Here is a 25,231-nt window from a genome sequence, read left to right on the forward strand (position 1 = left end):
GCTGTCTGTAAACCGTGATTTTTTCATGTAAAATCTCCCGCTTCATGAGTATGGGAAATTCTACTTTCAAACGCTACCATTTTTTGGGGGGATTACAGGCCCATGACACGGGCCGCACGCCGGAAGAGTATTACGAAGCCTACAGGCCGCAGTATCGGGCAGGCAATGGCAGTGCCGTTGCTGCTCACGATGAACTGTATCATGCCATGTATCGCAATCGTGCGTCCAGCCTTCAGGATTTTATAGATGAAGTTTTGGCCGGATCTCCCCAGGACAAAAAATCATATATGGGGATGGGGGTTTTGGAGCGGTCTGATGCCCCTGAATTGCAAGGTGCAGAAATCATATTGGCGTCCGATCAGGTGCGCCACATACGCAATGAGCATTCTGATTTTTCCGAATGGGGACGTATTGCTGAAATCGTGGCACAAGGAGAGGTGTCTGCATTGGGAAACAACCGTGTGACGGGTGGACCCACCTATGCATTTACATTGCCCGGCAACAAGGGAAGGGCACTGGCTGCTCTCGCCGGGCCGATACAGACGAAAGAAGGGCGTCGGCTACGAGTGCTGACGGCTTTTGAAGGCTCAAAGAAGGGCGTGAAAAACTGGATCAAAGAGAAAAGAAAGAAGGCCGCCATATACCAGAGTGCTGGGGAAATTACAGCGTATCCCGACCGTAAAAACAGTCTCCCCTCTGGATCAGACGGCCCGCTTGAGGGCAATATAACCTCACCCGAAGCCAAAGGCAACAGGACAGAACATCCCCGTGCCTCCGTGAGCTTTGACTCCAACGGCAGGGCGATGGTGGAGTTCTTTGCTTCGGCGAACTTCTCTTCCGCACCGCACGAGCTCTACCATGTCTTTCGGCGGGAGATGGAGCAGACGGCCCGTATGGCCGATGTGCCCGCCCGTGTGCGCGAGAACTGGAACAGGATTCTGGAATTTGTGGAAGCCGAGCCGGGGCAGCAGTGGACGCGGGCGATGGAAGAAAAATTCGCCCGCGCCGGAGAGCGTTTCTTGCTGGAAGGCAAGGCCCCCACTCCGGAACTGCGCGGCGTGTTTGAAAAAATGCGGCAGTGGTTTCTGGAACTCTTTGCCGATGCCGATGCCGCCGGGCTGGAAATTTCCGACAGCATGCGGCGCGTGTTCGGCGACATGCTCACAACGCCCATGGAGCACGGTGACGCCAATTTTCGCTATGCCCTGGGCAGCCTTCTGGAACGCACCTTTGCCGAAGACGTGGATACCCGACTGCCGGAACAGCCGGATATGGACAAGATGCCGCTGGAAACCGTGCGCGCCCTTGCCGATGAAGAAATGCGCAACCTTGACGCCCACTGGCAGCAGATGAGCCAGGCGCACCCGGAGGCGGCCAAGATTATCGGAGACGATTACCGGGCGGAAGTGCTTGCGGCGGAAGCCGAAGAAGCTGCGGCCATCCGCAACAGGGAAATTCTTGATGCCATTGTGGATTGTGAATTGCGGCGGGGGACACGATGAGCCAGACGTGCGTTGAAATCTTGCGCGAGGGCATTGCCCGCGGCATGGATTGTAAAGCCCCCCTTATTAGTGCAACTCAAAACTGGAGTCCTTGGCATGTTTGAGAGCAAACTCCTCTGGCGTGAGGTTGCCCAATGATTCATGGGGCCTTTTCTCATTGTATTCTTGCTCCCATGCGTCCACGATAACGCGAACCTCACTCAATCTGCTGAAAAAATAGAAGTTTAACACCTCATCGCGGAAAGTCCGGTTGAACCGCTCCACATACGAATTTTGTGTGGGCTTGCCTGGCTGGATGAATTCAAGGTCAACACCATGTTGTTCGGCCCACCCGGCAAGCTGTACAGAAACAAACTCCGGACCGTTGTCCATTCGCATTTTTGCAGGATACCCCCTCCAAGCGGCTATGCGGTCAAGCACGCGAATGACGCGGGCCGCTGGCAAACTGGTATCCACTTCCACAGCCAGCACTTCGCGGCTGAAATCGTCAAGTACGTTAAACGTGCGAAAACGCTGGCCGTGCATCAGTGCATCGCTCATGAAGTCCACAGACCAACAAGCGTTGACGGCGGTTTGCGCCTCCAGGTGGACTGGGGCTCGGCTGGGCAGGCGGCGCCTGCCTTTGCGGCGCATGTGCAGCCACAACTGCCGATAAATCCGGCAGACACGTTTATGGTTCCATACATGCCCCTCACGCCGCAACACGGCAAAGCACTTGGCAAATCCATACCTTGGGTAGCGTTTGGCCAGGCCAAGAAGTGCCGTCATCACAGGGGTGTCATCGCGTAGCGTCGGCCTGTAAGCAAATACGCTTCGGCTCATGCACACTGTCTTGCACGCCTTGCTGACGGAGAGGCCATGTTCTTCATGAATGAACAGCACGACCTCACGCTTCCCGGCCGGCCTCAGAGCTTTTTTTCGAGCACATCCTTCAAGGCCCGGTTTTCCAGGCTCAAGTCCGCGTACATTTGTTTGAGCCGGGCGTTTTCATACTCAAGATCGCGCATACGTTTGCTATCGGAAGCTTCCATGCCGCCGAGCTTGCTCTTCCAGGCGTAAAACGTGCCATTGCTGATACCGTACTCACGGCACACGTCCCTGCTTCGACGGACTTCAGGATGGCAATGATCTGATGCTCAGAAAACCGTGACTTCTTCATAACTTCCTCCTGAGGATGGACTACCAGAAGTCTCCAGTTTTGGTCTGGACTATTTTAAGGGAGGGGTACACTGCCGCCTATCTTTTGACGTACTTTTTGTTGGGATGATGCTTCTGGATGAAGGCATCGGCATCCAGGCGGAACTGGAAGGGGCCGGCAATTTGGTAAACCCGGCTGCGGACTTTTTGCAGGTCAGCCAAATTGCGCTGATCAACCAGAATCCGTCCGTCATCGCAATACACGAAATGCTGCACAGCCTGCGCCTCGGTGGACACAAGAAGAGGCAGGGCCAGCAACGGCAAGGCGAGCAAGAATTTTTTCATCTTCATTCTTCTATTCTATATGGTTGGCAAACGTATCCACAGTGCCCGAAGCCGGGCGTTCCCTGCCCACGGACGCGTCGCAAACAGCCTGAGCGATTGGCAGGCAGACGGCTGCCGTCCCCAAATTGCACTCTGCACGGCACGGAAAAGTTTTTCCGCATGCTGCGGATACCCCGAAAGCAACATGCAAAAACCCTGTAAATGCAGCAAGTTGACTAACCAGTTCGTTCAGTTTTCCATGCGGGCCGCAAAGGCAGATGAGCCCTGCCAGCCCGCAAGTGGCATATTCGTTGCGATTCAGCCCAGCGAAAATAAAAAGGCGAAGCATGCTTCTCAAGACGGGGTGAAGGATGTAGAATAAATCAAACAGCAATCCTGAAAAAAAGCATCGTCTTGATAAAAAGATTTCATGCCTTCGGGAAGAAAAGTCACGATACAAGCTGAAGCTATCAGGCGCGAACCTCGGGCGCACGAAAAAGCCGGACAGGAAAATTTTTGTGCTCGGGTACAAGGGCGAAAATCGCAATGATTGCATATATACGCGAACAGGGAGCAAAAATTTCCAGGGAGGGGCGGAGGCTCATTGTCAATACGCCAGACATGAAGCATACAATTTTTGTGGAGAGTCTTGAGCAGTTGCTTCTGTTTGGTAACGTGCAGTTGACGTCTTCCGCTGTCTTTTTGTTGTTGCGGGAAAATATAGATACGGTTTTTTTGCGGGCCGACGGACGTTTCATGGGGAGGCTGGCAACCGCTGAGCCTGCCAATGCCCTGTTGCGAAAGCGTCAGTTTGCCTTGACCGAGGACAGTGATTTTTGCTTGCGTACGGCGCGTTGCATTGTTCAAGGCAAACTTGTCAACCAGGCAACGGTCATGGGGCGCGTCAAGCGCAGTCGTGATCAGGGTGCGGCCGGCGTGGCCGCCGGAGAACTGCGTCTGCTTGCCCGCAAGGTCGAAAAAATTGAGAGTCTGGACGCACTGCGAGGTCTGGAGGGAATGGGGGCAGCGTTGTATTTTCGGCATTTTCCCCTTGCCTTCAATCAGGATTGGGGTTTTGTTCGCCGTGTGCGCCGTCCTCCCACAGATCCCGTCAACGCCGTTCTGTCCCTGCTGTATACTGTTCTGATCAACAGATGCTACGCAGCGGTGCGTATCGTCGGCCTGGATCCCACCCCTGCGGCTCTCCATTCTTTGTCTTACGGACGACATGCCCTGCCGCTTGACCTGGTGGAAGAATTCCGGGCCATGCTGGCAGACACGCTGACCATCTCACTGTTCAACATGCGCATGCTGGATTGGGACGACTTTGAAACCCCTCAGCAGGAGCAACCTTGCGAGGCGGAAGATGAGACTGCAAATCTGGATGCGGTATTGTGTGATCCCGTTGGTCTGATGTCCGGGCAGGAGCCGCTGGCAGAAATCGGGGATCTGCCGGGAGAACAAATGCACATTTCCCCTGTGGAAGGGGGGGCGGGCAGGCGGCCCCTGCTGTTGCGCAAAAATGCTTTCAGGAAGGTGCTTGTTGCCTTTTCCAGAAAGATGGAAACGGAATTTTTTCATCATCAGGCGGGACGGCATATGTCCTATGCCGATGCCTTGATTTTTCAGGCTCGGCAGTACCGCCGTCTTGTGGAAGGGGAGATCGATGCCTACAGCCCTCTCATGCTGCGATAGCGTGGCGCACGTGCTCGTTGCCTACGACATCAGCAACAACAAGACGCGAGGCAGGATTTTTGCTTTTTTGAAGGAGCAGGGGCTGCATTCGCAAAAATCTGTTTTCGAGTGCAGAATGAACAGGGCAAAGCTGCAGCATGTGTACGCTTTTCTGCGCGGACTGAAGCTGGATAAAGCCGACTCTGTGGTATTGTATCCGCTTTGCCGCCGTTGCTCTGGCAAAGGAATGGTTTTGGGCAAGGGGCTTTTTCTTGCGCAGACAGGCTGGATGGTTATCTGATGGAAAGTGTGTGGCTGGTTTTTTATGACATCGCGGACAACGGGCGTTTGCAGAAAGTTGCATCCGTGCTGCTGGACTATGGAGTTCGCGTGCAGAAATCCGTTTTTGAGGTCAGACTGCATGATCAGACATTGAGATACTTGAAAAAACGCCTGGAAAAAATCCTTGATCCGGAGGAGGACGGCATCAAGTTTTTTCCTCTGTGTGAATCCTGCCTTGCGCGCAAAAATACCTTGGGAAATGTCGCACACCTGCAAAAAAGTACATCGTGGATCGTCATTTGATGCCTGTTTTGCATTCCAAGGAGGTTTTATGGGCTTTCCCCGCATGCACCACCATATTGTCTTTGCTTCGGGGCAGCCTCTGCCGCTGGTGCTCGGAGCCAGTATCCCCAAGGCGCAACCTGCCTGCGTCCATGCCCTTGTCACGGAAAAAATGAAGCAGAGCGGGCACAACACAGTTCTGAAAAAAGCACTGGAAGGTCGGGAGTGCCGCTATGTGGAGCATGCGTTGCAAGGGACAGATCCGGAGCATATCTTTTCCGCCCTTGATGCCGTTCTGAAGCAATGCCAAGAACAAACCGTCGGCGTGAATCTGAACGGCGGCACCAAACTGATGGCCCTGGCCGCGGCCGAGTGGGCCGCTATTCATGTGCTCCCCACGTTTTACATTGATACGGAGGCCCGCCGGATTGTTTTGCCCGGCAGTACCTGGGAATGTCTGGATCTGCCTGATATTCTGGACGTGCGGACTCTCCTAGCTGCCTATGGATACAAGATAAAAAGGATGGAGGACAATCCCGTGCCTCGAGAGCGGCGGGAAGTGCTCGTCGACATGTTGCATCTGGCTTGCAAGGCTCCTCCCGTTGTCCGCAAGCTGAATGGCTGCGCGCAGCAGGCTTTCAACAGTCCGAAGCGAATGGTAAAGGAGCAGGGGGAAAATATTCCCGGGTGGAAAGAAATGCTGGATCTTTGCCAACGGGCAGGCATGGTGCAGTATGGAAATGGATATGTGTCTTTTCCTTCGGAGGGTGCGCGGAAGTGGTGCAATGGTCTCTGGTTTGAGGAATTTGTTCACATGACGTTGTACAGGATGCACTGCGACAAGCTAATCAAATCTTGGGCATCTTCTGTTGAGGTGTATAAAAACAGAATTAGAAATGAGCTTGATGCGATTTTCTGTAGAAACAATCGTCTTTTTCTTGTTGAATGCAAAACAGCATTCCTTGGAAATAAAGAATCTCTGAACTCAGCATCTCCGCATCTGTACAATGCGGATTCATTGCGTGAGCGTTTGGGGGGAGTGTTCGCAAAAACCATGCTCTGCTCGGTATGGCCGTTGGAGGAATATGAGCTGGAGCGAGCGCGAGCATTGGGTGTTGAGGTGATTTTCAAAGATGGCTTGCTGCAGTTGGAAAAAACCCTTCTTCGTTGGAGCTCCATGACATGACAATACCTGTGACAGAAGACAATCAGTGGTTGTTGATCTGCTCTGTGGGCGGTTCTCCGGAACCTGTGCGTACAAGCGTTGACTGGCATGAGCCAACCCATGTGATTTATGTGGCCTCTCCGGACTCGCGCAAGACCATCCGTCAGGAGATAGAAGCTTCCCTGACCTGGAAAGGAGTTCTAGACGCAGAGGTTATCACGCTTGAAGATCCCCAGAATCTTCTGGATTGCGTACGGGATATCCGTGCCGGAATCGAGAGCTCCCTGCAAAAGATGCACCTGTCTGAAGAAGCCCTGTTTGTGGCCGATATTACCGGCGGCACCAAAGTCATGTCCGCCGCATTGACCCTCGTCATGATGGACTATCACAGCCGGTTTTCCTATGTCGGCGGAGACAGGCGCACCAAGGGAGGTTTGGGGATTGTGCAGGCCGGGTATGAGAGGTGCCTGCAGTTGGACAATCCTTGGAATGTCATGGGGGTGCGTGAAATACGCGGAATGGTGCATGCGTTCAATGCGGGGCAGTTTTCCGCCGCGCTGGAAACGGCAAGAGATCTTGCCGGCAGGTCAACAAGCGGCAGGCAGAAATTTTATCGTGCTGTCTGTGACCTGACAGAAGCCTATTATCAGTGGGATGCGTTTTCTCACGGGGCCGCTCACCAGAAACTCAGGCAGGCAATAGGCAGGCTTGAGCCGTATGCGATGCAGAACGAACTGCTGGGCGCAGTATGTGATGCGTGTGAAAAAAGCCGGGAAATCCTTGCCGAAGTGGAAAATGATGTGCGGGCTTTGCGTACCACATCCGGACATCTGCCCCCGTCGTGCGGGATGGCCTATTTGCGCGATCTGTTGGCCAATGCCCAGCGCAAGGCGGAACTCGGCTGTTATGATGATGCCGTGGCGCGCCTGTACAGTGCTGTGGAAAAAAGCGCAAAAATTGCCCTCCGCGTCCGGTATGGCATTGACAACAGCAATGTGGATATGGGCTTGGTTCCGGAATGCTGGAGGGAGGAACTTCGCGAGGGGCAAGGCGATGATGCGCGTATTCGTATCGGATTGCAAAAATCATTTTTGCTGCTGGATGCTTTGAATGATCCCTTGGGCAAAGCGTATCGTATGCATGAAGACGCACTGAAAAGATCTCTGGAAGCCCGCAATATTTCCCTGCTGGCGCATGGGTATACCCCGGTGGGTGAAGACAGGTTCCGGGATTTGTTTGCTGTGGCGCTGGTATTTCTTGGAATGCGCAAAGAGGATCTGCCGTCCTTCCCCCGGCTGAACTGGAAAAGCCTGCTTTTGTGAAAGAAGGACTGAAAGAGTTTTTTTGCGGCCTGCTGGCCGGCGGACGCCCCGGAGATCGGCTGTGTCATGCGCTGGCCGGCGGGCAATTTCCCTTGCCGTGTTTTTTGTGCGAGGCACCGTATATTCCTGCTGGGCCGCGCCCCTGGCACAATGGCTCTCTTCTGGATCATATGGCCCGCTGCATGAATGCTGTTGCCGGAAACCCTCTGGCTGTCTGGATGGCTCTGACCCACGATGCGGGCAAATTGACCACGCCGAAGGTTTTGTGGCCGCATCACTATGGCCACGAGCTTCGGGGAGTACTGCTTGCTGCAGTATGGGCAAAAAGTCTGGATTTGTCGCAAGAGTATTTGACATGTGGCTGCTTGGCGGCTCGCCTGCATATGAAAGCAGGGCGCTACGCCTTGCTGCGTCCGGGCACAAGGTACGGCTTGCTGTTGGAAGTGGAGAATGGGACGTGCGCAGACAGCTTCTGGAAGGTGGTGGATGCAGATACCCGCTCCGCCGTCAGCCTGCGTGCGCGCGAAGACTGGCGGCGTATACGGGATTTTTCCGGGGCAGGTCTGTCAGGAGAGCGGTTGCGGCAGCAACAGATAAGGCTGTTGGCAAAGCTGACAGAAGCTGCAACCTGAAGCGCCGCTAACCTGTAGCAGTTCAGCTGACCAGTCTGGCGCAGCCCGTGCGCCGCTTGCAATTTTTTCGCGCGGCTGGGCCGTCCGAACTTTTTGTGCAAGCGGCGCACGGGGCTTTCGCGCCTGTTGGAAAATTTCCCGCCTATGCCTTTCCGGCAGACGCGCTGCCGCCTGCGGCTTCAAGGCTGGAGATGAGGCCGTCAAGCTCCTGCGCCAACTGCGCGAGGCGCGTCACCGCCAGTGCGGCCTGCGTCATGCCGTCCACAGTTTCCGTGGCAATGCGGCTCACGTCCTCCACAGCGCGGTTGATTTCCTCACTGGTGGCGGACTGCTGCTCTGCCGCTGTCGCGATGGAGCGCACCTGGTCAGAATTGGTTTCGGAAAGGGAAACGATCTGCGTGAGCGCCTCACCGGACTGGTGAGCCAGTGTGGTGGCCCGTTCTACAGCCTGCGCCGCATGGGCCATGCTTTGCATGTTGCGCTGCGTCCCTGCCTGTATGGCCTGTATGGCGGAGCCGACCTCATTGGTAGCAGACATGGTTTTTTCCGCCAGTTTGCGCACTTCATCGGCCACCACAGCAAAGCCCCTTCCGGCCTCGCCCGCGCGGGCGGCTTCGATGGCGGCATTCAGGGCCAGAAGATTGGTCTGGTCGGCGATGTCGGAAATGACTTCCATGATGCGGCTGATGCCTTCTGTCTGGCTGCCCAGGGCAGACATGGCCCCCTGAAGGTCGCGTGTCTGCTCATGTACAGCGCGGATGGCGTCCACGGCCTCGGTCACGATTTTTTCGCCCTGCGACGCCTGGCTGCGCGCCTGCTCCATGCTGTGGGCGGAACTTGCGGAATTGCGCGCGATCTCAAGCACTGTGGCGTTCATCTCTTCCATGGCGGTGGCGGTTTCCGCCGCGCGTGTCCGCTGGTTTTTGGCTCCGGCGGTGACCAAATCAACCTGCGAGGCAAGAGCTTCCGCCGCTGTGGACACCTGCTGCGCAATGTGTACCGCTTGGGCCGCAACCTGATGCATCTGCCCGAGCAGATTGGAGATGCGCTCTTCCTGTTGTCGGGCTTCCACAAGAGCCCCTTCCGCGCGGGCGGCCTGATTCGATGCTTCCTTGCCGCGCGCGTCGGCCTCGTCCATTTTCACCTTGAGGTTGTCGACCATGGCTTCGATGGCATCCTTCACCTCGCCGAGTTCGGCATGGAACGTGCCTTCGGGCCGGGCGGCAAGGTTGCCGTGGGCCACAGCGGAGGCGAAGCCGCGAATGCGTTCAAGCGGTTGGATGATCCCGCTACGCAGCAGTATCCAGGCAACCACGCCGAGCACGGCAAGGATGGCTCCCGTCCACACGCTCACGCTCACCTGCGCCAGGGCTGTACGTTCGTGGGCTTTTTCCAGAGAGCTGATGACTTCGAATGCGCCGTGTATTTCGCCCTCTTTCCAGCCTTCCTTCACTCCGCCGACCACATCGGGCGTGCCAGCCGGATCTCCGTGGCAGTACAGGCATTCCTTGGTGAGGCGGATCGGACGGAAAAAGCGGATCTTGTCCTTCTCATAGACAATAAATTCCGGAAGATTTTTCTCCTCAAGTTCTTTCAGAACCTTCTGTTCCAGTTCCGTCGGAGTGTTGGCCGGGTTGCGGGGCTGCACCTTCGGCACCCTGAACTCGTACCCGGCCTCTTTGGCATTGGCGGCCGCCATGCGGATGGCCGTCACAACAGGAACTGCGTCAAGAATCTTGTCCGGAGGCAGTTGCTCGAAAGGCATCATGATGCCAAGCTCAAGCTTGCGGGCCATTTCGTTGCGCGTGGCTTCCGCCATGAGCACAATGGCACGACTTTTTTCGAGAATGGCTTCGTCGGCTCCGTCCCGGATGTCACCCATGCGTCCCCAGGCCATGATGAGCGCGACGCACAGGGGCCCGACCAGCGCGACCCCCAGAACTTTCCATTTGATGCTGCATTCTTTCAACATGATGATACCCCGACGGAGAATGTAGGACTTCTTTCTGCCTTATCGGCGTTTGCGCGCGCCACTTTATGGACGAGGGGGTTCAGCGGACGAGAAAAAACCCCGCGTCTTCCAGAGCCTTTTCCGGCACGGCTCCGGGCCGCAGCACCCGTAGCGCCTTTTGCCCTCCCGGCTTTTTGGGCAGAGGCTCCACCAGCGTGGAAGGTTTGCCCCCGGCGGGCTGGGGATGCCCCGACAACAGAGGGCAACGCCCGGGGAGTGGGGAGGCGGCGGTCAGCGCGTCCAGCAGGTCGGTGTCCAGATCCTGAAGGAGGCATGCCGGGGCTGCATCGCGAAAATTGGCACTGCTGGCTGTCAGGGGACAGCCCGCCGCGCGGGCCAGGGCAGCAGCTTGCGGGTGGGAGGTCACGCGCAGCGCAGCCAGCCCACGGGCATTGCGCAGGGGGAGGGGCAAGCTGGGCAGGGCGGGCAACAGCACGCTGAGTGGCCCCGGCCAGAAAGCCGCCAGTTCCGGCGGCAGGGCCGCAAGATGAACCACGGCCCCGGCTTGTTCCGCATCGGCGGCCAGCAGGGGCAAGGGTTTGTGGACGGACCTGCGCTTGATCTGGTATACTCGTTCCACAGCCCGGCTGTCTGTCGCCAGGCAGCCGAGGGCATACAGCGTTTCCGTGGGAAAAACCAGCACGCCCCCCCGCCGCAGACAGAGCGCGGCTTCCTCCAGAGAAAGATGCGCACTGCCTCCGGCAGGGGCGGAAGCACAATCCGCAACAGGCACAGACGGCATGACAGGCAAACCTTTGCGATGCATCAGCGTGGGCAGGCTGAAAGTTCCTTTCTGGAAGGACGCCGCCGCCCACTATCTGGCGCGGATCAAGCGCTGGCGGCGTCTGGACTGCACAGAAGTACGTGACGGCGATGCCACACTCCCCCCCGACCGGCGCGCTGCGTTGGAAGGACGCCGCCTTCTCGAAGCTCTTGGGCCGCAGGACATTGCTCTGGTGCTTGACGAGCGCGGCCGTACCTTCACTTCGTTCCAGTTGGCGGATTTTTTCCGCCAGCTGGATGAAAGCGCGCAGGGGCGCATCTGTTTTGTGTTGGGAGGTGCCTGGGGGCTGGACGAGAGCGTGCGCCAGCGCGCCCACACGTTGATCAGCCTTTCCTCCATGACCCTGCCCCACGAACTGGCCCGCGTACTCCTGTTGGAGCAAATCTATCGCGCGGGCTGTATTCTGTGCAGAATCCCCTATCACCACTGAGGATATTTTTTTCAGATTTCCTTTGCTTCCGGTATGTTTGGCCTGTCCGGCGCGTTTGGCACGTCCGGCATACGCGCATCGCCATGCGCCTGCTCTGGCTGTTCCTGTTGTTCCGCTTGCTCCGGCTGTGGATCGGGGGCTGCCTGTGGTGTGCTTTGCGCCGGATTTTCCTGCGCAGGTTTTTCCTCCACGGGTGGGACGGCGGAGACATCGCCGTTGTCCGGCGCAACGGGTGCATTTTTATGGGGAGCGGGCTGTGCGTTTTCGGGCGTGCTTGTTGCGGACTCGGCAGGCTGCGCCGGAGTCAGGATGGTTTCCAGCCCCAGCAGGCTGGTCTGGGGCAGGCTGTGCAGTCCAGGAGCCAGCAGAAAATGTGCGGGCTGGGCCAGCAGAATTGTCAAAACCGTGCAGGCGAGCAGTACGCCGCAGCCTCCGCCGTGCGTCTGCCGCCGGGCCAGGCGCGCCAGAATCAGGGCTGCAATGATGCAGAGGCCGCCCAAGACGGGTAGGGCCGTCAGCCCCAGCAGAGCCTCCCGCAGCGAAGGGTCAAGGGTGAAGCGCAGCATCTGCGCCATGCGGTCCAGCGTAAAGCCGAAATGCGCCGCCGCCAGAGCCATGCCCACGTGCAGGAAGAGCAGGGCTGTGATGAGGGCAAACAGGCGGCTGCCTGTGCCGGAAAGACGCACAACAGCCTTGCCCAGCAGGGGAGCTGCCAGTGCCGCAAGGCAGAGAGCCGCGCCGACGGGCGCAGGTGCCATCAGACACAGCAGGCTGCCAGCCAGCAGGGCCAACCACAAAAAGGCCGTGCCGGATTTTTCCCCGCGCGAGGCGCGCAGATCCTGTGGGGCTGTACGCAGAACACGCGCCCAGGAAACGCAGGCCACAACAGCCGTCCAGGGCAGCAGGCCCACTGCCGCCATGAGCATCGGCTTGAGGGATGCCGCGTCGGGCCGGAGCAGCAGGTTCTGGCTCAGAGAGCGCAAATATCCTTCGGGCTGCTTCCAGAGCATGAGGCAGCCCAGCCAGACGGCCGCCAGAGCCAACAGCAGCACAAAGCCCAGCAGCCCGTCCAGACCCTGCGCCCGGAGGAAAGCTCCCCGCCAGAACAGAAAAAACACGCTGGCGGCCAGCGGAACAGCGAGGTAAAAAAGCCCTCCTGTCAGTCCGGCCAGCCCCGCCAGCACAAAACCTGTGGGCAGAAGAAGGACTGCGCGCTCCTTTTGCCAGCCGCGGCAGAGAAAGGCCAGGGAAATGAGGGTCAGCCCCGCAGCCAGACCTTCCGGAGCTGCCAAAACAACCAGCGGGGCAAAAAGTGGAGAGCAGAGCAGCACAAGGCTTCCAGCCAAAGCTTCTGTGGAGTTCAGGCCCGCGGCGCGGCACAGGCCCCATACGGCCAACAGGCACACGCCAGCGCCGCAGAACGCTGCCAGCGGAAAGAGCATGTGCGCCCACTGCGGCGCGGACGCGTTCAGCAGGGCCTCAAGCCCTCCTGTAAGCCAGAAAAAGCCCGGCCAGTGTGCCAGCCCCGCGCTCATGGGAGACAGCCAGAATCCCTTGGCCGCGCTCTGATGATAGGCGAGAATGCCCGCGGCCTCGTGCGGACAGTACTGGCTGTTGCCCAAAAAGGCCGGCCAGGCCAGCGCGGCCGCCAGCGCAAGCAGCGTCAGGGGAGCCACCAGAGCCAGGGCGGCCAGGAATTTTTGCGCACCGGGCGTTGCCGGTATCTGTGCTTCGGGCCGGTTGCCGGAAAAAGCGCTTTCCTCCGGCTGCGGCGCGTCGGCGGTCTCCTGCGGCGAAGCTCCGTTGGGGGGGCTGTTCTGGGTCATGGGTTCGCTCCTTTACTCGTGGGGTGTGGCGTCAGAAGTATGTGGCGCGCGTGGCGCGCGTCAAGTTCCAGTTCCAGAATGTTTTCCTTCAGGGGGAAAACCCCGCCGAAAACGTCGCGGGCCTGTGCCGTCCGGGAAGGCAGGGGACAGCGCAGACGCTTTTTTGTGCCGGAAAAATTGGCGGCCAGAAGCCAGTGCCCTCCACCGGGCAGGGCGCTCAGCGCTGTCACACAGCCCGGCGGCCCGGCCTGTACGCTGCGCAGGCTGCCGCTGGCCAGGCCGCTTTTGTGCCTTTGGCGCAGAAGGTGCGCCACATCTTTGGCAAAACTGTTCGGACGGGCTGCCTGATGTGCCAGAGAACCGAAAATTTGTGGAACGGTGGCCGCTGCCTGGCCGGACGTATCTTCAGCCCAGAGGGGAACACGCGGGGATGTGCCGGGCAGTATGGACTGCGGCCCGGCCAGCGCGCCCGTCAGATCGTGGGGGCTGACAAAAGCCAGCCCCGGAAGCCCCATCCGCCAACCCAGAAGAAGCAGGCAGGCCGTGCGCATGGCCGGGGAGTGCTCTGACCGTGCAGCGGTCGCCTCTGCAAGGCCCAGAGCGCGCGCTGCCAGAAATGCAATGCTGGCGAAAAATTCAGGCTCTGGAGCGGACAAGCCGGGCACGCTCCGGGCCTTCCGCACACGTTCTGCCCCGTCGGCCAGATCCAGCAGGGGACGCCAGTCCAGGCGCACGCCACCGTCCAGCCCGCGGGCCAGGCGGCTGTGGTCCACGCCTGCGGCCAGGGATCGCTGCAGCAGGGTTGTCAGTGGGGAGGCATCGCCACTGAGCAGGGCAAAGGCCGCTGCCGCCGGTACACTACTGTCGCGGCTGAAGTCCACGGAGGTGTCCAGCACGGTTGTGGTCAGGGAGGGCGGCAGAATTTCGTTTTGCAGGGACCAGCCGCCGTAGCGGCGGACTTCGCGCGCCAGCGCATCCAGTGCTTCAACGCCGGGAGTCAGCGCGTCTCTGGCAGGGGAAGGCCTGTGTTTTTTGGCGTCCAGGCCCCAAAAGCCTTCCAGGCGCAGGCCCGCCAGCGTCTGGCGCTGGAGGCCGGTGTGGCGGATGATCGCGGCGGAGAAAACGCGCCGCGCCTGACCGGAAGGATCCTGCCAGAGCAGAACCGGCCGCAAGGCATGGCCGCTGTAGCGATACAGCCAGCGCCGCGTCTGCCCGTCAGCGCCCAGTACCGGGCCTGTGGCGGCCCAGCCGCCGGGGCGGGGCCAGTTCAGGCTGTCTCTCTCCAGAGCTTGCGGCTCCCGGCCACGGCGGCGGAATTCCGCCAGCATTTCGGCCGTCAGAGGGCGGCAGTCCCAGGCTTCGGCAGTTTGGGGCAGAATATCCCAGTCCTCGCGGGCCGCAGGCAGCATGGCGTACAATCCGTCAAACCGCGCAGCCCTGCGCGCCTGGAGCATGAAGTCCGGGCCAAGCCCGGTAGCTGCAGGCAGCAGGTCGCCGCCTGTCTGGATATGGGCCTCCTCCAGCCTGTCTGTCAGGGCGAGGAAGCTTGTATCATCGCCCACCGCAGGGTCCAGGCGCAGGGACGTGGTATTGGAGCCGTCTTCCCCGGCAGATATGGATGCGGATGGTGTGGACGGGGCCTGCCAGATGTCGCCTCGTTCTCCCACAGGCGAGAGAAAAACCCCCGACAGGCCCTGTTGAGCCATGAAGCGCACAAATTCTTCCTGATCCAGAGCGTGCAAAACCGTGCGCGGTGTGCTGACGGCGTGCGGATCGACCAGCAGCCAGTTGGGCGCGGCCGCGCGCAGCATGTCCGCCCGTTGCGGTGTGGCGCTGCTGTCCCAGACGCGCTCCGTGCCCGACACCTGCCCGGTGATCTCCTGTGCGCTGCCCAGCATGGACTGTTTTTCCAGCCATTGCAGATAGCCGGGATCCGCGCGGGGGAGGGAGTGCGCGTTATCTGCGCGGGGAACTGTGCGGACAGCCTGCCGTGCGGGAACGCACCCGTCCAGCCAGAGGGCAGCCCCCAGCCAGGCCAGCGCCATTCCGAAGAGGAGCAGGGGCCTGCGGCCCGAAGCGCCGGGCACGCACCGCAAGAGCGGCAGGCTCAGGGCAGCAGCTTTTCTTCCGCCTTGGCGATGTTCCACAGTTCGTCCTTCTCGTCCAGGCTGAGGGCGGCAAAATCCTTGTGCTGCTCCCGCGCCAGAACCTCCATGCGCGCAAAACGCTTCAAAAAGCGGCGTGTAGCCAGATCCAGCGCCTCATCGGCTTTGATGCCCTTGCGGCGTCCCAGTTCCGTGATGCTGAAGAGCAGGTCCCCCAGTTCGTGCTCTTGGGCCTGCCGGTCGCCGCTGGCCGAAGCGTCCAGCCATTCCAGCCATTCGGCCTCCACCTGTTGCTCCACCTCTTCATCCTCCGGCCAGGTAAAGCCCACGCGCGCCGCCTTGGAGTGGATGCGGTACGCCTTGAGCAGAGAGGGCAGGCTTTCGGGCAGGCTGTGAAAAAGTCCTGTCGGTTCCCGATTTTCGTCGGCATGTTCGTTACGCTTGATTTCTTCCCACGCCTTGAGCTGCGCGTCCAGATTGTCAAAAACCGTGTCGCCGAAAACATGGGGGTGGCGGCGTATCATTTTGGCCCGACACGCGTCCAGGGCGTCATTGAAAGAAAATTCTCCCTGCTTTTCGTAAAGGCGGGCCACAAAAAGCAGCAGGAAAGCCACGTCGCCCAGTTCCTCGCGGATGTCGGCCGTTTTTCCGGAGCGGATGGCCCCGGCAAGCTCATGGCTTTCTTCAAGAATATAGGAAACAAGGCTCTGGGGGGTCTGCTCCCTGTCCCAGGGGCAGCCCTGGGGAGAAAGGAGGGTGTCGATGACCTGCTGGAGTTTTTCCCGGGACGACATGGCAAACTCTTTAATGGGGTTGGAGGGGCGCGAAAGGTCAGATGCCCAGGCGGGTCTGAATGTCCGGCGGCAGCCAGGAGCGCACCTGAAGCATGAGGGCATTGAAGTAGGGCAGGGCGCGCGAGCTCTGGAGAAATGCCGCGTTGGCAAAGAATTTTTGCAGCGCGAGCAGCGCCAGAGAACAGAGCAGCACGCCCTTGGCCAGGCCCAGCAATCCGCCCGCGATGCCATCGGCCCAGGACACGAAACTGAAACTCAGGATTTTTTGTAGCAGGCGCGCCAGCAGGGCCACCAGCACAATAACCGCCAGAAAAATGAGCACATAGGCCAGGATGGAGCGCCAGACCGGCTCGCTGACTAAGGTCAGGTGCGGAACCAGCCGGGTGTGATAGTTGTGTGCGGCCCAGAAGCCGCCCAACAGGGAAACCAGCCCGGCCACCTCGCCCACAAAGCCGTTGATGAAACCTCGCACGGTGAACAGCACCAGCGTGAGCACGACAACAAGGTCAAACAGATCCTGGCCCATGAACTCTCCTCACCGAAAAAAAGTTCCGGCGCGGCCACCATAGCAAATGCCGGGGCGCGGCACAATGCTTGCCGCACGGCTGCGGCCTTGGCACTGCTCCGGCTTGCTGGTAAAAAAGCGGCAGGAGGCGGGATGGAAGCTGCACAGGGCGTTGTGGCCGGGGTGGTTCTGGCTGGCGGGCTGTCCGCGCGCATGGGGCACGAAAAGGCCCTGCTGCGCGTGTACGGGCCGGATCAGCCCCATCTTCTGGCCCGCACCCATGCTCTGCTGGCTGGCCTTGTCCGCCCCTGCTGGGTTTCCTGCCGTCCCGGACGTGGCTATCCCGGCTTTCCTTGCCTGTACGATGCAAAAACGGGCCTGGGTCCGGCGGCCGGAGTCGCGGCCGCGCTGGAGCAGGCCATCCGGCAGGGCTGTGCGGCTGTGCTGGCGCTTTCCTGCGATCTGCCCTTCATGAACGCCGCCACTCTGACGGCCCTGCTGCGGGCGCGCGCCAAAGCCCCGCCGGGCGTCCTGCTCACCCTGTACGCTGCTGCGGACAGCGGGCGCGAAGAGCCCCTGGCCGCCGTGTATGAAGCCGGATCACTGCCTTTTCTCACAGATGCCCTTGGCCGGGGGGAGCGCAGGCTGGGAGGGATGATCCCTGCCGGCCTGCGCCGTGTCCTGCTCTACGGGCCGGAGGAGGCATTGCCTTTTTTCAACATGAACCGGCCGCAGGATCTGGCACGGGCCATCAGCCTTGCAAAATCCCTTGCTGCGGGAAAAAAGTAGCCATTTTCCCTTTTGCGGCATATGGTTTCGGGAGCCTTTTTTGTATCGCTCATGTTTTGAGGAGAGAGCGTATGAACGTCGGAGCCTATACTTTCCGGGAATTTCGCCGTCTGGCGGAAAACTTTCACGGTTATGCCGCCCCCGGCCTGCTTATCGGCGGCTATATGGTAGAGCGCGCCAAGCGCGGTATTCCCGATGGCACGCTGTTCGAGGCGGTGGTGGAGTCGCCCAAGTGTCTGCCCGATGCCGTGCAACTGCTTACCCTGTGCAGCATCGGCAACGGCTGGATGAAAATACACAATCTGGGCCGCTACGCGCTTTCGCTTTTTGACAAGCATACCGGCGAGGGGGTGCGCGTCAGCCTTGATCCGGAAAAAATGGCTGCCTGGCCCGAAATCCGGGCCTGGTTTTTCAAGGAAAAACCCAAGGCGGAGCAGGACGTGGCCCGCCTGGAAGCCGAAATCGAACAGGCCGGGGACAGCTATTGCAAAGCGGAGGCCGTGACGGTCAAGCGCCGTTTTCTGGGGCACAGGCACATGAAGGCCATTGCCTGTTGCAGCCTTTGCGGCGAAGCCTATCCCGCCGGGGACGGGCCTGTGTGCCGGGGCTGTCAGGGCGAGGCTCCCTATGTGCTGGCCCGGCGGGAAATAGGAAAGCTGCCGGAACCTGCGGGGGGTGTGCGGGTGGTGCCCGTGGAGCAGGCCGTGGGAGGCGTGGTGGCCCACGACATGACGCGCATTGAGCCGGGGCAGTTCAAGGGGCCGGAGTTCCGGGCCGGGCAGCGCGTCAGCGTGGGCGACATTTGCCGTTTGCAGCAGATGGGGCGCTTTCATGTGGCCCTGATGGAGGAAGGCGCGCCCGCCAGCGCGGATGCGCGCGGGCCTGTGCACGAAAACGAGGCCGCGGAACTTTTTGCCCGGCGCATGGCCGGCGAGGGCGTGGCCTGGAAGTTGCCGCCCCGTGAAGGCAAGATCGACTTCACGGCTTCGCGCGACGGCCTGTTTTCGGTGGACGTGGAGCGTTTGCGCGCCTTCAATCTGACGCCGGAGGTCATGGCGGCTTCGCGGCAGGACGCCACCCTGGTCAGGGAGGGCAGTGCCCTGGCGGGCACACGGACCATTCCGCTCTTTCTTGCGCGCGAGCATCTGGAACTGGCTCTCGCGGCTCTGGAGGGCGGCCCTCTTTTTCGTGTTCTGCCGTTGCGCAAGGCCCGCGTGGGCATACTGGTAACGGGCACGGAAGTTTTTCAGGGTATTGTGGAAGACAAGTTCATTCCCGTGGTCACGGCCAAGGTACATGTGTTGGGGTGCCGTGTGGTGCGCAGCGAAATCGTGCCCGACGACAGGGAGAGCATGCGCCGCGCCGTTGCGGCCATGCGCGAGGCCGGGGTGGATTTGCTGGTGACCACCGGCGGCCTTTCCGTGGATCCGGACGACGTGACCCGGCAGGCCCTGGTGGAAGCTGGCCTCACCCAGGCGTTGCACGGCGTTCCGGTGCTGCCCGGCGCCATGAGCCTTGTGGGGCGGATGGATTTTGATGGCGGCTCCATGCAGGTTCTGGGGGTTCCCGCCTGTGCCCTGTATTACAAGACGACGTTTCTGGACCTTGCCCTGCCGCGCCTTCTGGCCGGGCGCGACATCACGCGCGCCGAGGCCGCCCGCATGGGCGAGGGCGGGTATTGCCTGGGCTGCCAGACCTGTACCTATCCCAAATGCTGGTTCGGAAAATAGGAACGCGGAAAAAAGCGGAAAAAACAGGGAACTGCCTTGCGAAATCACGATTTTTTTTCTATGATGACTCAAACTTCCAGAGCACAGGACGTCCCTGCCGGGAGGGCAGGTGCGTTTTGTTGCGGAAGAACGGGAAAGCTAACAAGGAGAACACCATGAAAACCACACGGCGGAGTTTTCTCAAGGGGGTTGGCGCCGGTGTCCTTTGCCTTTCGCTGGGGCAACTGGGCTTTGACCTGGGTGAGGCCCAGGCCTATGCCGCCAGGCTGAAGATCGAGGGCGCCAAGGAAGTGGTGAGCGTTTGCCCCTTCTGTTCTGTCTGCTGTCAAGTGATCGCCCATGTGCGGGACGGCAAGCTCGTTTCCACGGAAGGCGATCCGGACTATCCCGTCAACGAGGGATCGCTCTGCGCCAAGGGGGCTGCACTCTTTACCCTGTACAACAGCGATCACCGTCTGACCAAGCCGCTCTACCGCGCTCCCCACAGCGACACCTGGGTGGAAAAGGACTGGGATTGGACGCTGGAGCAGATTGCCCGCCGCGTCAAGGACGCGCGCGACAAGGACATGATCCTCAAAAACGAAAAAGGCCAGACGGTCAACCGCCTGGAATCCATTTTCTGGATGGGAACCTCGCATGCCTCCAACGAGGAATGCGCCGTGATCCATCAAGCCATGCGCGGCCTGGGTGTTGTCCATATGGACCACCAGGCACGGGTCTGACACAGCCCCACTGTTGCGGCTCTGGCAGAGTCGTTCGGACGCGGTGCAATGACCAATCACTGGATCGACATCAAGAACAGCGATGCAGTGCTCATTATCGGCAGCAATGCCGCAGAACATCATCCGGTTTCCTTCAAGTGGATCATGAAGGCTAAGGACAACGGGGCCGTGCTCATGCATGTGGACCCCAAGTTCTCCCGCACGTCCGCCCGCTGCGATTTTCATGTGCCCCTGCGCTCGGGCACGGACATCGCCTTTCTGGGCGGCATGGTCAATCATATCCTTGAGCATGACCTGTACCACAAGGAATACGTCAGGCACTACACCAATGCAGCCTTTGTGGTGGGCAAAGACTTTGCCTTCAACGATGGCCTGTTCACCGGCTACGATCCGCAAACGCGCACCTACGACAAAAGCACCTGGGTGATGGAAAAAGGCCCGGACGGTGGTCCGCTTGTGGACGAGAGCCTGACCAACCCCCGGTGCGTCATCAATATGATGCGTGCGCACTTCTCCCGCTATACGCTGAAGAACGTCTCCAACGTGACCGGCGTGTCGGAGGAAAATCTGCTCAAGGTGTACAAGGCCTTCTGCGCCACCGGCAAACCGGACAAGGCGGGAACCATCCTGTACGCCCTGGGATGGACGCAGCATACGGTGGGCGTGCAGAATATCCGCACCTCAACGCTCATCCAGCTTCTTCTGGGCAATATTGGTGTGGCTGGCGGCGGCATCAACGCCCTGCGCGGCGAGCCCAATGTGCAGGGTTCCACAGACCATGCCCTGCTGTACCACATTCTGCCCGGCTACCTTGCCGCCCCCAGAGGCCCCTGGCAAACTCTGGCAGAGTACATGAAGGCCAACACTCCCGTGACCACGCTGAAAAACAGCGCCAACTGGTGGAGCAACAGGCCCAAGTACATGATCAGCCTGCTCAAGGGCTGGTTTGGGGACGCGGCCACTCCGGAAAATGACTTCTGTTACGATCTTCTGCCCAAGCTGGAACCGGGCGTGGACTATTCGTACATGTATGTCATGGACAAGATCTATCACGGCAAGATGCGCGGTGGATTCGTTGTGGGCGTCAATCCGCTGAACAGCTTCCCCAACATCAACAAAATGCGCGCGGCGCTGGACAACCTGGACTGGCTGGTGGTGGGCGAGATCCACAATTCGGAAACCTCCGACAACTGGCGGCGTCCCGGCGTTGACCCCAAAACCAAAAAAACTGAGGTCTTTTTGCTGCCCTCGGCCATGCGCATCGAAAAAGAAGGCACCATCAGCAACAGCGGCCGCTGGTTGCAGTGGTTTGACAAGGGCGTCAATCCGGGCGGCGAGGCCCGCGACTTCGGCGACATGGTCGTGCCCCTGTTCAACAAACTGCGCGAGATGTACAGGGCCGAAGGCGGGGTATTGCCCGAAGCCCTGCTCAAGATGCACTGGACGGAAAAATTCCGCGCCGAGGAGTGGACGCAGCGCATCAACGGCCATTTCTGGGCCGACAGCAAGGCCGGGGACAAGCAGTACAAACGCGGCCAGTTGGTTCCGGCCTTCACTGCCCTGAAAGACGATGGCTCCACCTCTTCCCTCAACTGGATGTATTCGGGCAGTTGGACCGAGGAGGAGGGCAACAAGTCCAAACGCCGTGATGTCAGCCAGACGCCCATGCAAGCCAGAATCGGCCTTTTCCCCAACTGGTCGTGGGCCTGGCCCGTCAACCGGCGCATTTTGTACAACCGCGCTTCGGTGGACCCCAGCGGCAAGCCCTGGAATCCGGCCAAGGCGGTTATCGAGTGGGACGGCACCAAATGGGTGGGCGATGTGCCCGACGGCGGTTGGCCGCCTCTGGCGGACAAGGAAAAGGGCAAGCTGCCCTTCATCATGCTCAGGGACGGGCATGCCCAGTTCTTTGGCCCCGGTGTGGCCGACGGGCCTTTCCCCGAGCACTACGAGCCTGTGGAAACGCCTTTGGCCAGCCATCCGTTCTCCAGGCAGATCAGCAGCCCTGTGTACAAGTTCCACAATTCGGAGCACGACAAGTTCGCACCTCCGGCGGATCCCAAATTCCCCATTGTGCTGACCACCTACAGCCTTACCGAACACTGGTGCGGCGGCGGTGAAACGCGTAATGTGCCCAATCTGCTGGAAGCCGAACCCCAGCAGTACATTGAAATGAGCCACGAACTGGCCGGGGAGAAAGGCATCAAAAACGGCGACGGCGTCATTGTGGAAAGCGCCCGCGGCACGGTGGAGGCCATTGCCATGGTCACCGTGCGCATCCGACCCCTGAAGGTCATGGGCAAGACGGTTCACCTGGTGGGCATGCCCTTTGCCTACGGCTGGACAACGCCCAAATGCGGTGATGCCAGCAACAGGCTGACCATCGGAGCGTATGATCCCAACACGACCATTCCCGAGTACAAGGCGTGTTGTGTGAATGTACGCAAGGCCGACAAGCTGACCGAAATCGAGATATAGGCAAGGCACGGGCGCGCTCCCAGCGGAACGCGCCCGTGCCCCCGCCAGCGGTTCTGCCCCTGGTGGCGCAGATTCGCAGGGCGAGGGGTGCCTTCAATCTGAGGGAGCATAGCTATGCCCAAGACGTTTTTGATTGATACCACAAGATGTACTGCATGTCGGGGCTGCCAGCTGGCCTGCAAGGAATGGCATGATCTGCCCGCCAACGAGACCAAACAGCGCGGCTCGCACCAGAATCCTCCGGATTTGAACCCCAACAACCTCAAGATCGTCCGTTTTCGCGAGCGGCTGGATGAAAACGGCACTGTCATCTGGAATTTTTTTCCCGACCAGTGCAGGCACTGCCTGACGCCCATCTGCAAGGATGTGGCCGACATGAGCGTCCCCGGCGCCATTGTGCAGGATACCCGGACGGGGGCCGTGCTGGCCACGGAAAAAAGCGCCCAACTGAGCGAGGAAGATGCCCAGGCGGTCACTGATGCCTGTCCGTACAATATCCCCAGGCGGGATCCCCGGAGCGGCAGGCTAACCAAGTGCGACATGTGCATTGACCGCGTGTCTGCGGGCATGCTGCCTGTCTGCGTCAAGACCTGTCCCACGGGGACCATGGCCTTTGGCGAACGGGAGGAAGTCCTGGCTTTGGGCCAGAAGCGTCTGAGCGCGGCCAGGGAGCGTTTTCCCAAGGCTTTTCTGGCGGATTTCAAGGACGTGAATGTTCTGTATCTGCTGGCGGAAGAAAAAGAGCATTATTACGAATATGCCGCCTTCATGTAAGCCGGTCTGCAAACCGACATAGGGCACAGTGCGCCGGGTTTTTTCGGCCCCGCGCGGAACTTGGCCGCCCTGTCGCGGCGTTATCCTGAACCGGGGGGCTTGCCCTCCCCATGCGAGTGGAGATGCAATGGCCTCCAGGCAGACCGTGTCACAAACTCTGGCGGACGTGATGGCACGGCGGCCCGCCCTGAAAACCGTGCTCAGGGCGTTTGAGCCGCTTTTGTCCGCGCAGGCGGAACTGGCCGGGCAGTTGGCGGACGATGCGCGCGTGGCCGCCTTTGCTTTGGCCGTGCAGGACGAGGGCAGGCAGACCGAGCGCGCCAGACAGGGCATTGCCCTGCTTGCGGGCATCGGTTTTTCCGGGTTGGGCGAGGCCGTGCGCCTTTGCGCGGAAAGGCTGCTGCCTCTGCTGAACGAATTGGAAGCCATGAAGCCGCGCCAAGATGCCCTGCGGGCTTTTTTTCTGCAGCCGTCAAAAACTGCCGAGCTTTGCGAGGGAGTGGCAGAGGCGCTGGTTTCCGGCGATGAAGGCGGTTTGGGCAACTTGGCGCAGGGCAGGGGACTGGAACCGGCTGTGCTGCACTTTGCGGCCGGTTTTGTGGTTGCCCCTGTGCTGCGCGCCGTGACTTCCCGCCTGCTGGACGATGACGGGCAAGGCCCTTGGGACAAACAGGGCATGTGGAAAGAAGGTTTCTGCCCTGTTTGTGGGGCATTGCCCGTTATCGGCTGGCTGGACAGAAGCCGCCTGGACGAAAAAAACGCATTTCTGGTGGGCGGCGGCGGCAAAAAGCATTTGCACTGCGGGCTGTGCGGCGCAGCCTGGCAATTCCGGCGCAATGCCTGCCCCGCCTGCGGCAAGGAAGGCAATGATGTGGTGGAGTTTCTGCGCGAAAGCGGAGCCGCCCACGGCGAACGCCTGGACTGGTGTACCGGGTGCAGGAGTTACTGCCCCACGGTGGACTTGCGGGAACGTGAGGGCGACCCTCATATGGACGCTTTGGCTCTGGGCATGATGCACTTGGATATGGTGGCGGCGCGCAGGAAACTGCGCCCGCTGCGCCGGTCATTCTGGAATGCCTTTTGAGGCGACGGCCCAGATCCTGAAGCCGCCCCGCAGCAAAAGTACTGGACAGAAATTGCGGGAAATTTGTACAAATGCAGATTCCCGCAGTGTGCGGAAGCGAGGAGGAACGCTCATGAAATACCTGACCCTGTTGTTGCTGGCGTTGGGCCTGATGTGTACGGCCGATGCCCAGGCGCGGGACATGAAGGAAATGTCCCAAATCATCAAGAATCCCATAAAGATCGAGGGCGGGGAGTCCGAACGCATGAGCGTGATATTTCCGCATTCGGCGCACAAGGGCGTGAGTTGCATGCACTGCCACCACGAGGAAGGGAGCGATGGGCGCTATGTGTCCTGTAGGGAATGCCACAGCACTCCCGGCGCGCGGGAGCGCGACCCCATGAGCATGTTCATGGCTTTCCACGCCAAGCCCGGCAACCGCTCCTGTTATGGCTGCCATTCGGCCAAGAGGGAAGAAGATTCCGCCAGATACGAAACCAGATTCAGAGGCTGCCGTCCCTGCCACATGAGCGCCGCATCGCGGGAGGCCCTCAAGTCCGGAAAGTGATGCCGCAAAGCGGGATATGTTTTTGACGTGACAAGCCCTCTTGTGATGAGGGCTTGTTTTTTTATGGGCAACAGGGAAATTTTTTGAAATGCCGCGTTTTGCTCCCCGGGCGAACCTTGAGCAGGGCGTTTTGTAGCTATCAGGCATCGGTGCGGGTTTGCAAGCGGGATGTATTGTTCCGATCCCCCGCTGCAAGGATCTACTGCCAATTCACATCGAAATCAGCGCATTTCATCGGTAGTGTCCAGAAATTTTCGCACTTTTCGTAGCAGCCATATGGTGTGGGTTTTGGCTCTGCCTTGAGGAGGCGGCGCGGGCCTTGTGAGCGGGAT

At 59.9% G+C, this 25,231-nt stretch carries 21 protein-coding genes and 1 pseudogene; 14 read left to right on the forward strand and 8 right to left on the reverse strand.

Translation table 11 applies throughout. The features are described from left to right. Positions 1-776: 776 nt before the first annotated feature. The gene (locus tag EII23_RS09595) at positions 777-1,502 is read left to right on the forward strand and encodes a hypothetical protein (RefSeq protein ID WP_124793160.1); all 726 of its coding nucleotides are present in this window, start codon (positions 777-779) and stop codon (positions 1,500-1,502) included. A gap of 66 nt (positions 1,503-1,568) precedes the next feature. Here the strand turns inward: EII23_RS09595 and EII23_RS09600 are convergent. Together EII23_RS09600 and EII23_RS09605 are read right to left on the reverse strand one after the other, a co-directional pair. Continuing rightward, positions 1,569-2,661 (reverse strand): annotated as a pseudogene (locus tag EII23_RS09600) (IS3 family transposase). 77 nt (positions 2,662-2,738) lie between these two features. Continuing rightward, positions 2,739-2,984, reverse strand: a complete 246-nt coding sequence (locus EII23_RS09605) for a hypothetical protein (protein WP_124793161.1) — start codon at positions 2,982-2,984, stop codon at positions 2,739-2,741. A 525-nt stretch (positions 2,985-3,509) separates the two neighbouring features. Here EII23_RS09605 and cas1 point away from each other — a divergent pair. The 6 genes from cas1 to EII23_RS09635 all read left to right on the forward strand — a co-directional run bounded on the left by cas1 (position 3,510) and on the right by EII23_RS09635 (position 8,320). After that, positions 3,510-4,658, forward strand: a complete 1,149-nt coding sequence (gene cas1 / locus EII23_RS09610; protein WP_124793162.1) for a CRISPR-associated endonuclease Cas1 — start codon at positions 3,510-3,512, stop codon at positions 4,656-4,658. After that, positions 4,630-4,938 (forward strand): CRISPR-associated endonuclease Cas2, encoded by a 309-nt coding sequence (gene cas2, locus EII23_RS09615; RefSeq protein ID WP_124793163.1) that lies wholly within the window; start codon positions 4,630-4,632, stop codon positions 4,936-4,938. The genes cas1 and cas2 (EII23_RS09615) overlap by 29 nt, the downstream gene beginning before the upstream one ends. After that, entirely contained in the window at positions 4,938-5,222 is a 285-nt protein-coding gene (cas2, locus tag EII23_RS09620; RefSeq protein WP_124793164.1) for a CRISPR-associated endonuclease Cas2, read from the forward strand. Before cas2 (EII23_RS09615) ends, cas2 (EII23_RS09620) begins: the two co-directional genes overlap by 1 nt. 28 nt (positions 5,223-5,250) lie before the next feature. After that, a complete protein-coding gene (locus EII23_RS09625; RefSeq protein WP_185702354.1) occupies positions 5,251-6,387 on the forward strand; it encodes a Card1-like endonuclease domain-containing protein in 1,137 nt (378 codons plus the stop codon). After that, a complete protein-coding gene (locus tag EII23_RS09630; protein ID WP_124793166.1) occupies positions 6,384-7,688 on the forward strand; it encodes a TIGR02710 family CRISPR-associated CARF protein in 1,305 nt (434 codons plus the stop codon). Before EII23_RS09625 ends, EII23_RS09630 begins: the two co-directional genes overlap by 4 nt. A 170-nt stretch (positions 7,689-7,858) precedes the next feature. Then, on the forward strand, positions 7,859-8,320 hold the full coding sequence (locus EII23_RS09635) for a hypothetical protein (RefSeq protein ID WP_148091247.1): 462 nt from the start codon (positions 7,859-7,861) through the stop codon (positions 8,318-8,320). A 142-nt stretch (positions 8,321-8,462) separates the two neighbouring features. Here EII23_RS09635 and EII23_RS09640 read toward each other — a convergent pair whose 3' ends face one another. Both EII23_RS09640 and EII23_RS09645 read right to left on the reverse strand, forming a co-directional pair. Beyond that, on the reverse strand, positions 8,463-10,292 hold the full coding sequence (locus EII23_RS09640) for a methyl-accepting chemotaxis protein (RefSeq protein WP_124793168.1): 1,830 nt from the start codon (positions 10,290-10,292) through the stop codon (positions 8,463-8,465). Between the two features lie 79 nt (positions 10,293-10,371). Further along, positions 10,372-11,073, reverse strand: coding sequence for an L-threonylcarbamoyladenylate synthase (locus EII23_RS09645; protein WP_124793169.1), 702 nt, complete (start codon positions 11,071-11,073; stop codon positions 10,372-10,374). Between EII23_RS09645 and EII23_RS09650 the strand changes: the two genes are divergently transcribed. Then, positions 11,072-11,545: a 23S rRNA (pseudouridine(1915)-N(3))-methyltransferase RlmH gene (locus EII23_RS09650; protein WP_124793170.1), complete on the forward strand. Its 474-nt coding sequence runs from the start codon at positions 11,072-11,074 to the stop codon at positions 11,543-11,545. The two genes, EII23_RS09645 and EII23_RS09650, sit on opposite strands and share 2 nt — an antisense overlap. A gap of 11 nt (positions 11,546-11,556) precedes the next feature. Here the strand turns inward: EII23_RS09650 and EII23_RS09655 are convergent, their stop codons facing one another. Genes EII23_RS09655 through EII23_RS09670 form a run of 4 tightly spaced genes read right to left on the reverse strand, consistent with a single transcriptional unit; the run spans position 11,557 to position 16,796 of the window. Then, positions 11,557-13,371, reverse strand: a complete 1,815-nt coding sequence (locus tag EII23_RS09655; protein ID WP_124793171.1) for a hypothetical protein — start codon at positions 13,369-13,371, stop codon at positions 11,557-11,559. Continuing rightward, complete coding sequence (locus tag EII23_RS09660; RefSeq protein WP_124793172.1) at positions 13,368-15,518, reverse strand: hypothetical protein; 2,151 nt, start codon at positions 15,516-15,518, stop codon at positions 13,368-13,370. The genes EII23_RS09655 and EII23_RS09660 overlap by 4 nt, the downstream gene beginning before the upstream one ends. Beyond that, positions 15,479-16,270, reverse strand: a complete 792-nt coding sequence (mazG, locus tag EII23_RS09665; RefSeq protein ID WP_124793173.1) for a nucleoside triphosphate pyrophosphohydrolase — start codon at positions 16,268-16,270, stop codon at positions 15,479-15,481. The genes EII23_RS09660 and mazG overlap by 40 nt, the downstream gene beginning before the upstream one ends. Positions 16,271-16,307: 37 nt before the next feature. Next, positions 16,308-16,796: a CvpA family protein gene (locus EII23_RS09670; RefSeq protein ID WP_124793174.1), complete on the reverse strand. Its 489-nt coding sequence runs from the start codon at positions 16,794-16,796 to the stop codon at positions 16,308-16,310. A 132-nt stretch (positions 16,797-16,928) separates the two neighbouring features. Between EII23_RS09670 and EII23_RS09675 the strand changes: the two genes are divergently transcribed. The 6 genes from EII23_RS09675 (at position 16,929) to EII23_RS09705 (ending at position 24,899) form a co-directional block, all read left to right on the forward strand. After that, positions 16,929-17,564 carry a molybdenum cofactor guanylyltransferase gene (locus EII23_RS09675; protein ID WP_124793175.1) on the forward strand — a complete coding sequence of 212 codons (636 nt, stop codon included), beginning with the start codon at positions 16,929-16,931 and terminating at the stop codon, positions 17,562-17,564. Positions 17,565-17,635: 71 nt separating this feature from the next. Next, positions 17,636-19,294: an FmdE family protein gene (locus tag EII23_RS09680; protein ID WP_124793176.1), complete on the forward strand. Its 1,659-nt coding sequence runs from the start codon at positions 17,636-17,638 to the stop codon at positions 19,292-19,294. Between the two features lie 155 nt (positions 19,295-19,449). Continuing rightward, a complete protein-coding gene (fdnG, locus tag EII23_RS09690; protein WP_148091248.1) occupies positions 19,450-22,494 on the forward strand; it encodes a formate dehydrogenase-N subunit alpha in 3,045 nt (1,014 codons plus the stop codon). Between the two features lie 114 nt (positions 22,495-22,608). Continuing rightward, a complete protein-coding gene (locus EII23_RS09695) occupies positions 22,609-23,268 on the forward strand; it encodes a 4Fe-4S dicluster domain-containing protein (protein WP_124793179.1) in 660 nt (219 codons plus the stop codon). A gap of 127 nt (positions 23,269-23,395) precedes the next feature. After that, positions 23,396-24,352, forward strand: coding sequence for a formate dehydrogenase accessory protein FdhE (locus EII23_RS09700; RefSeq protein ID WP_124793180.1), 957 nt, complete (start codon positions 23,396-23,398; stop codon positions 24,350-24,352). Between the two features lie 112 nt (positions 24,353-24,464). Further along, positions 24,465-24,899, forward strand: a complete 435-nt coding sequence (locus EII23_RS09705) for a cytochrome c3 family protein (protein WP_124793181.1) — start codon at positions 24,465-24,467, stop codon at positions 24,897-24,899. Positions 24,900-25,231: the final 332 nt, after the last annotated feature.

This window comes from Desulfovibrio sp. OH1186_COT-070 (assembly GCF_003860215.1).
Taxonomy (GTDB): Bacteria; Desulfobacterota; Desulfovibrionia; order Desulfovibrionales; family Desulfovibrionaceae; genus Desulfovibrio.

What these genes read in the sequence shown, in the direction of transcription:
- EII23_RS09605 (WP_124793161.1), bottom strand. Translation starts at nt 2,984, where the DNA reads ATGAAAAAATTCTTGCTCGCCTTGCCGTTGCTGGCCCTGCCTCTTCTT.
- cas1 (WP_124793162.1), top strand. Translation starts at nt 3,510, where the DNA reads ATGATTGCATATATACGCGAACAGGGAGCAAAAATTTCCAGGGAGGGG.
- cas2 (WP_124793163.1), top strand. Translation starts at nt 4,630, where the DNA reads ATGCCTACAGCCCTCTCATGCTGCGATAGCGTGGCGCACGTGCTCGTT.
- cas2 (WP_124793164.1), top strand. Translation starts at nt 4,938, where the DNA reads ATGGAAAGTGTGTGGCTGGTTTTTTATGACATCGCGGACAACGGGCGT.
- EII23_RS09625 (WP_185702354.1), top strand. Translation starts at nt 5,251, where the DNA reads ATGGGCTTTCCCCGCATGCACCACCATATTGTCTTTGCTTCGGGGCAG.
- EII23_RS09630 (WP_124793166.1), top strand. Translation starts at nt 6,384, where the DNA reads ATGACAATACCTGTGACAGAAGACAATCAGTGGTTGTTGATCTGCTCT.
- EII23_RS09635 (WP_148091247.1), top strand. Translation starts at nt 7,859, where the DNA reads ATGGCCCGCTGCATGAATGCTGTTGCCGGAAACCCTCTGGCTGTCTGG.
- EII23_RS09640 (WP_124793168.1), bottom strand. Translation starts at nt 10,292, where the DNA reads ATGTTGAAAGAATGCAGCATCAAATGGAAAGTTCTGGGGGTCGCGCTG.
- EII23_RS09650 (WP_124793170.1), top strand. Translation starts at nt 11,072, where the DNA reads ATGACAGGCAAACCTTTGCGATGCATCAGCGTGGGCAGGCTGAAAGTT.
- EII23_RS09645 (WP_124793169.1), bottom strand. Translation starts at nt 11,073, where the DNA reads ATGCCGTCTGTGCCTGTTGCGGATTGTGCTTCCGCCCCTGCCGGAGGC.
- EII23_RS09655 (WP_124793171.1), bottom strand. Translation starts at nt 13,371, where the DNA reads ATGACCCAGAACAGCCCCCCCAACGGAGCTTCGCCGCAGGAGACCGCC.
- mazG (WP_124793173.1), bottom strand. Translation starts at nt 16,270, where the DNA reads ATGTCGTCCCGGGAAAAACTCCAGCAGGTCATCGACACCCTCCTTTCT.
- EII23_RS09670 (WP_124793174.1), bottom strand. Translation starts at nt 16,796, where the DNA reads ATGGGCCAGGATCTGTTTGACCTTGTTGTCGTGCTCACGCTGGTGCTG.
- EII23_RS09675 (WP_124793175.1), top strand. Translation starts at nt 16,929, where the DNA reads ATGGAAGCTGCACAGGGCGTTGTGGCCGGGGTGGTTCTGGCTGGCGGG.
- EII23_RS09680 (WP_124793176.1), top strand. Translation starts at nt 17,636, where the DNA reads ATGAACGTCGGAGCCTATACTTTCCGGGAATTTCGCCGTCTGGCGGAA.
- EII23_RS09695 (WP_124793179.1), top strand. Translation starts at nt 22,609, where the DNA reads ATGCCCAAGACGTTTTTGATTGATACCACAAGATGTACTGCATGTCGG.
- EII23_RS09700 (WP_124793180.1), top strand. Translation starts at nt 23,396, where the DNA reads ATGGCCTCCAGGCAGACCGTGTCACAAACTCTGGCGGACGTGATGGCA.
- EII23_RS09705 (WP_124793181.1), top strand. Translation starts at nt 24,465, where the DNA reads ATGAAATACCTGACCCTGTTGTTGCTGGCGTTGGGCCTGATGTGTACG.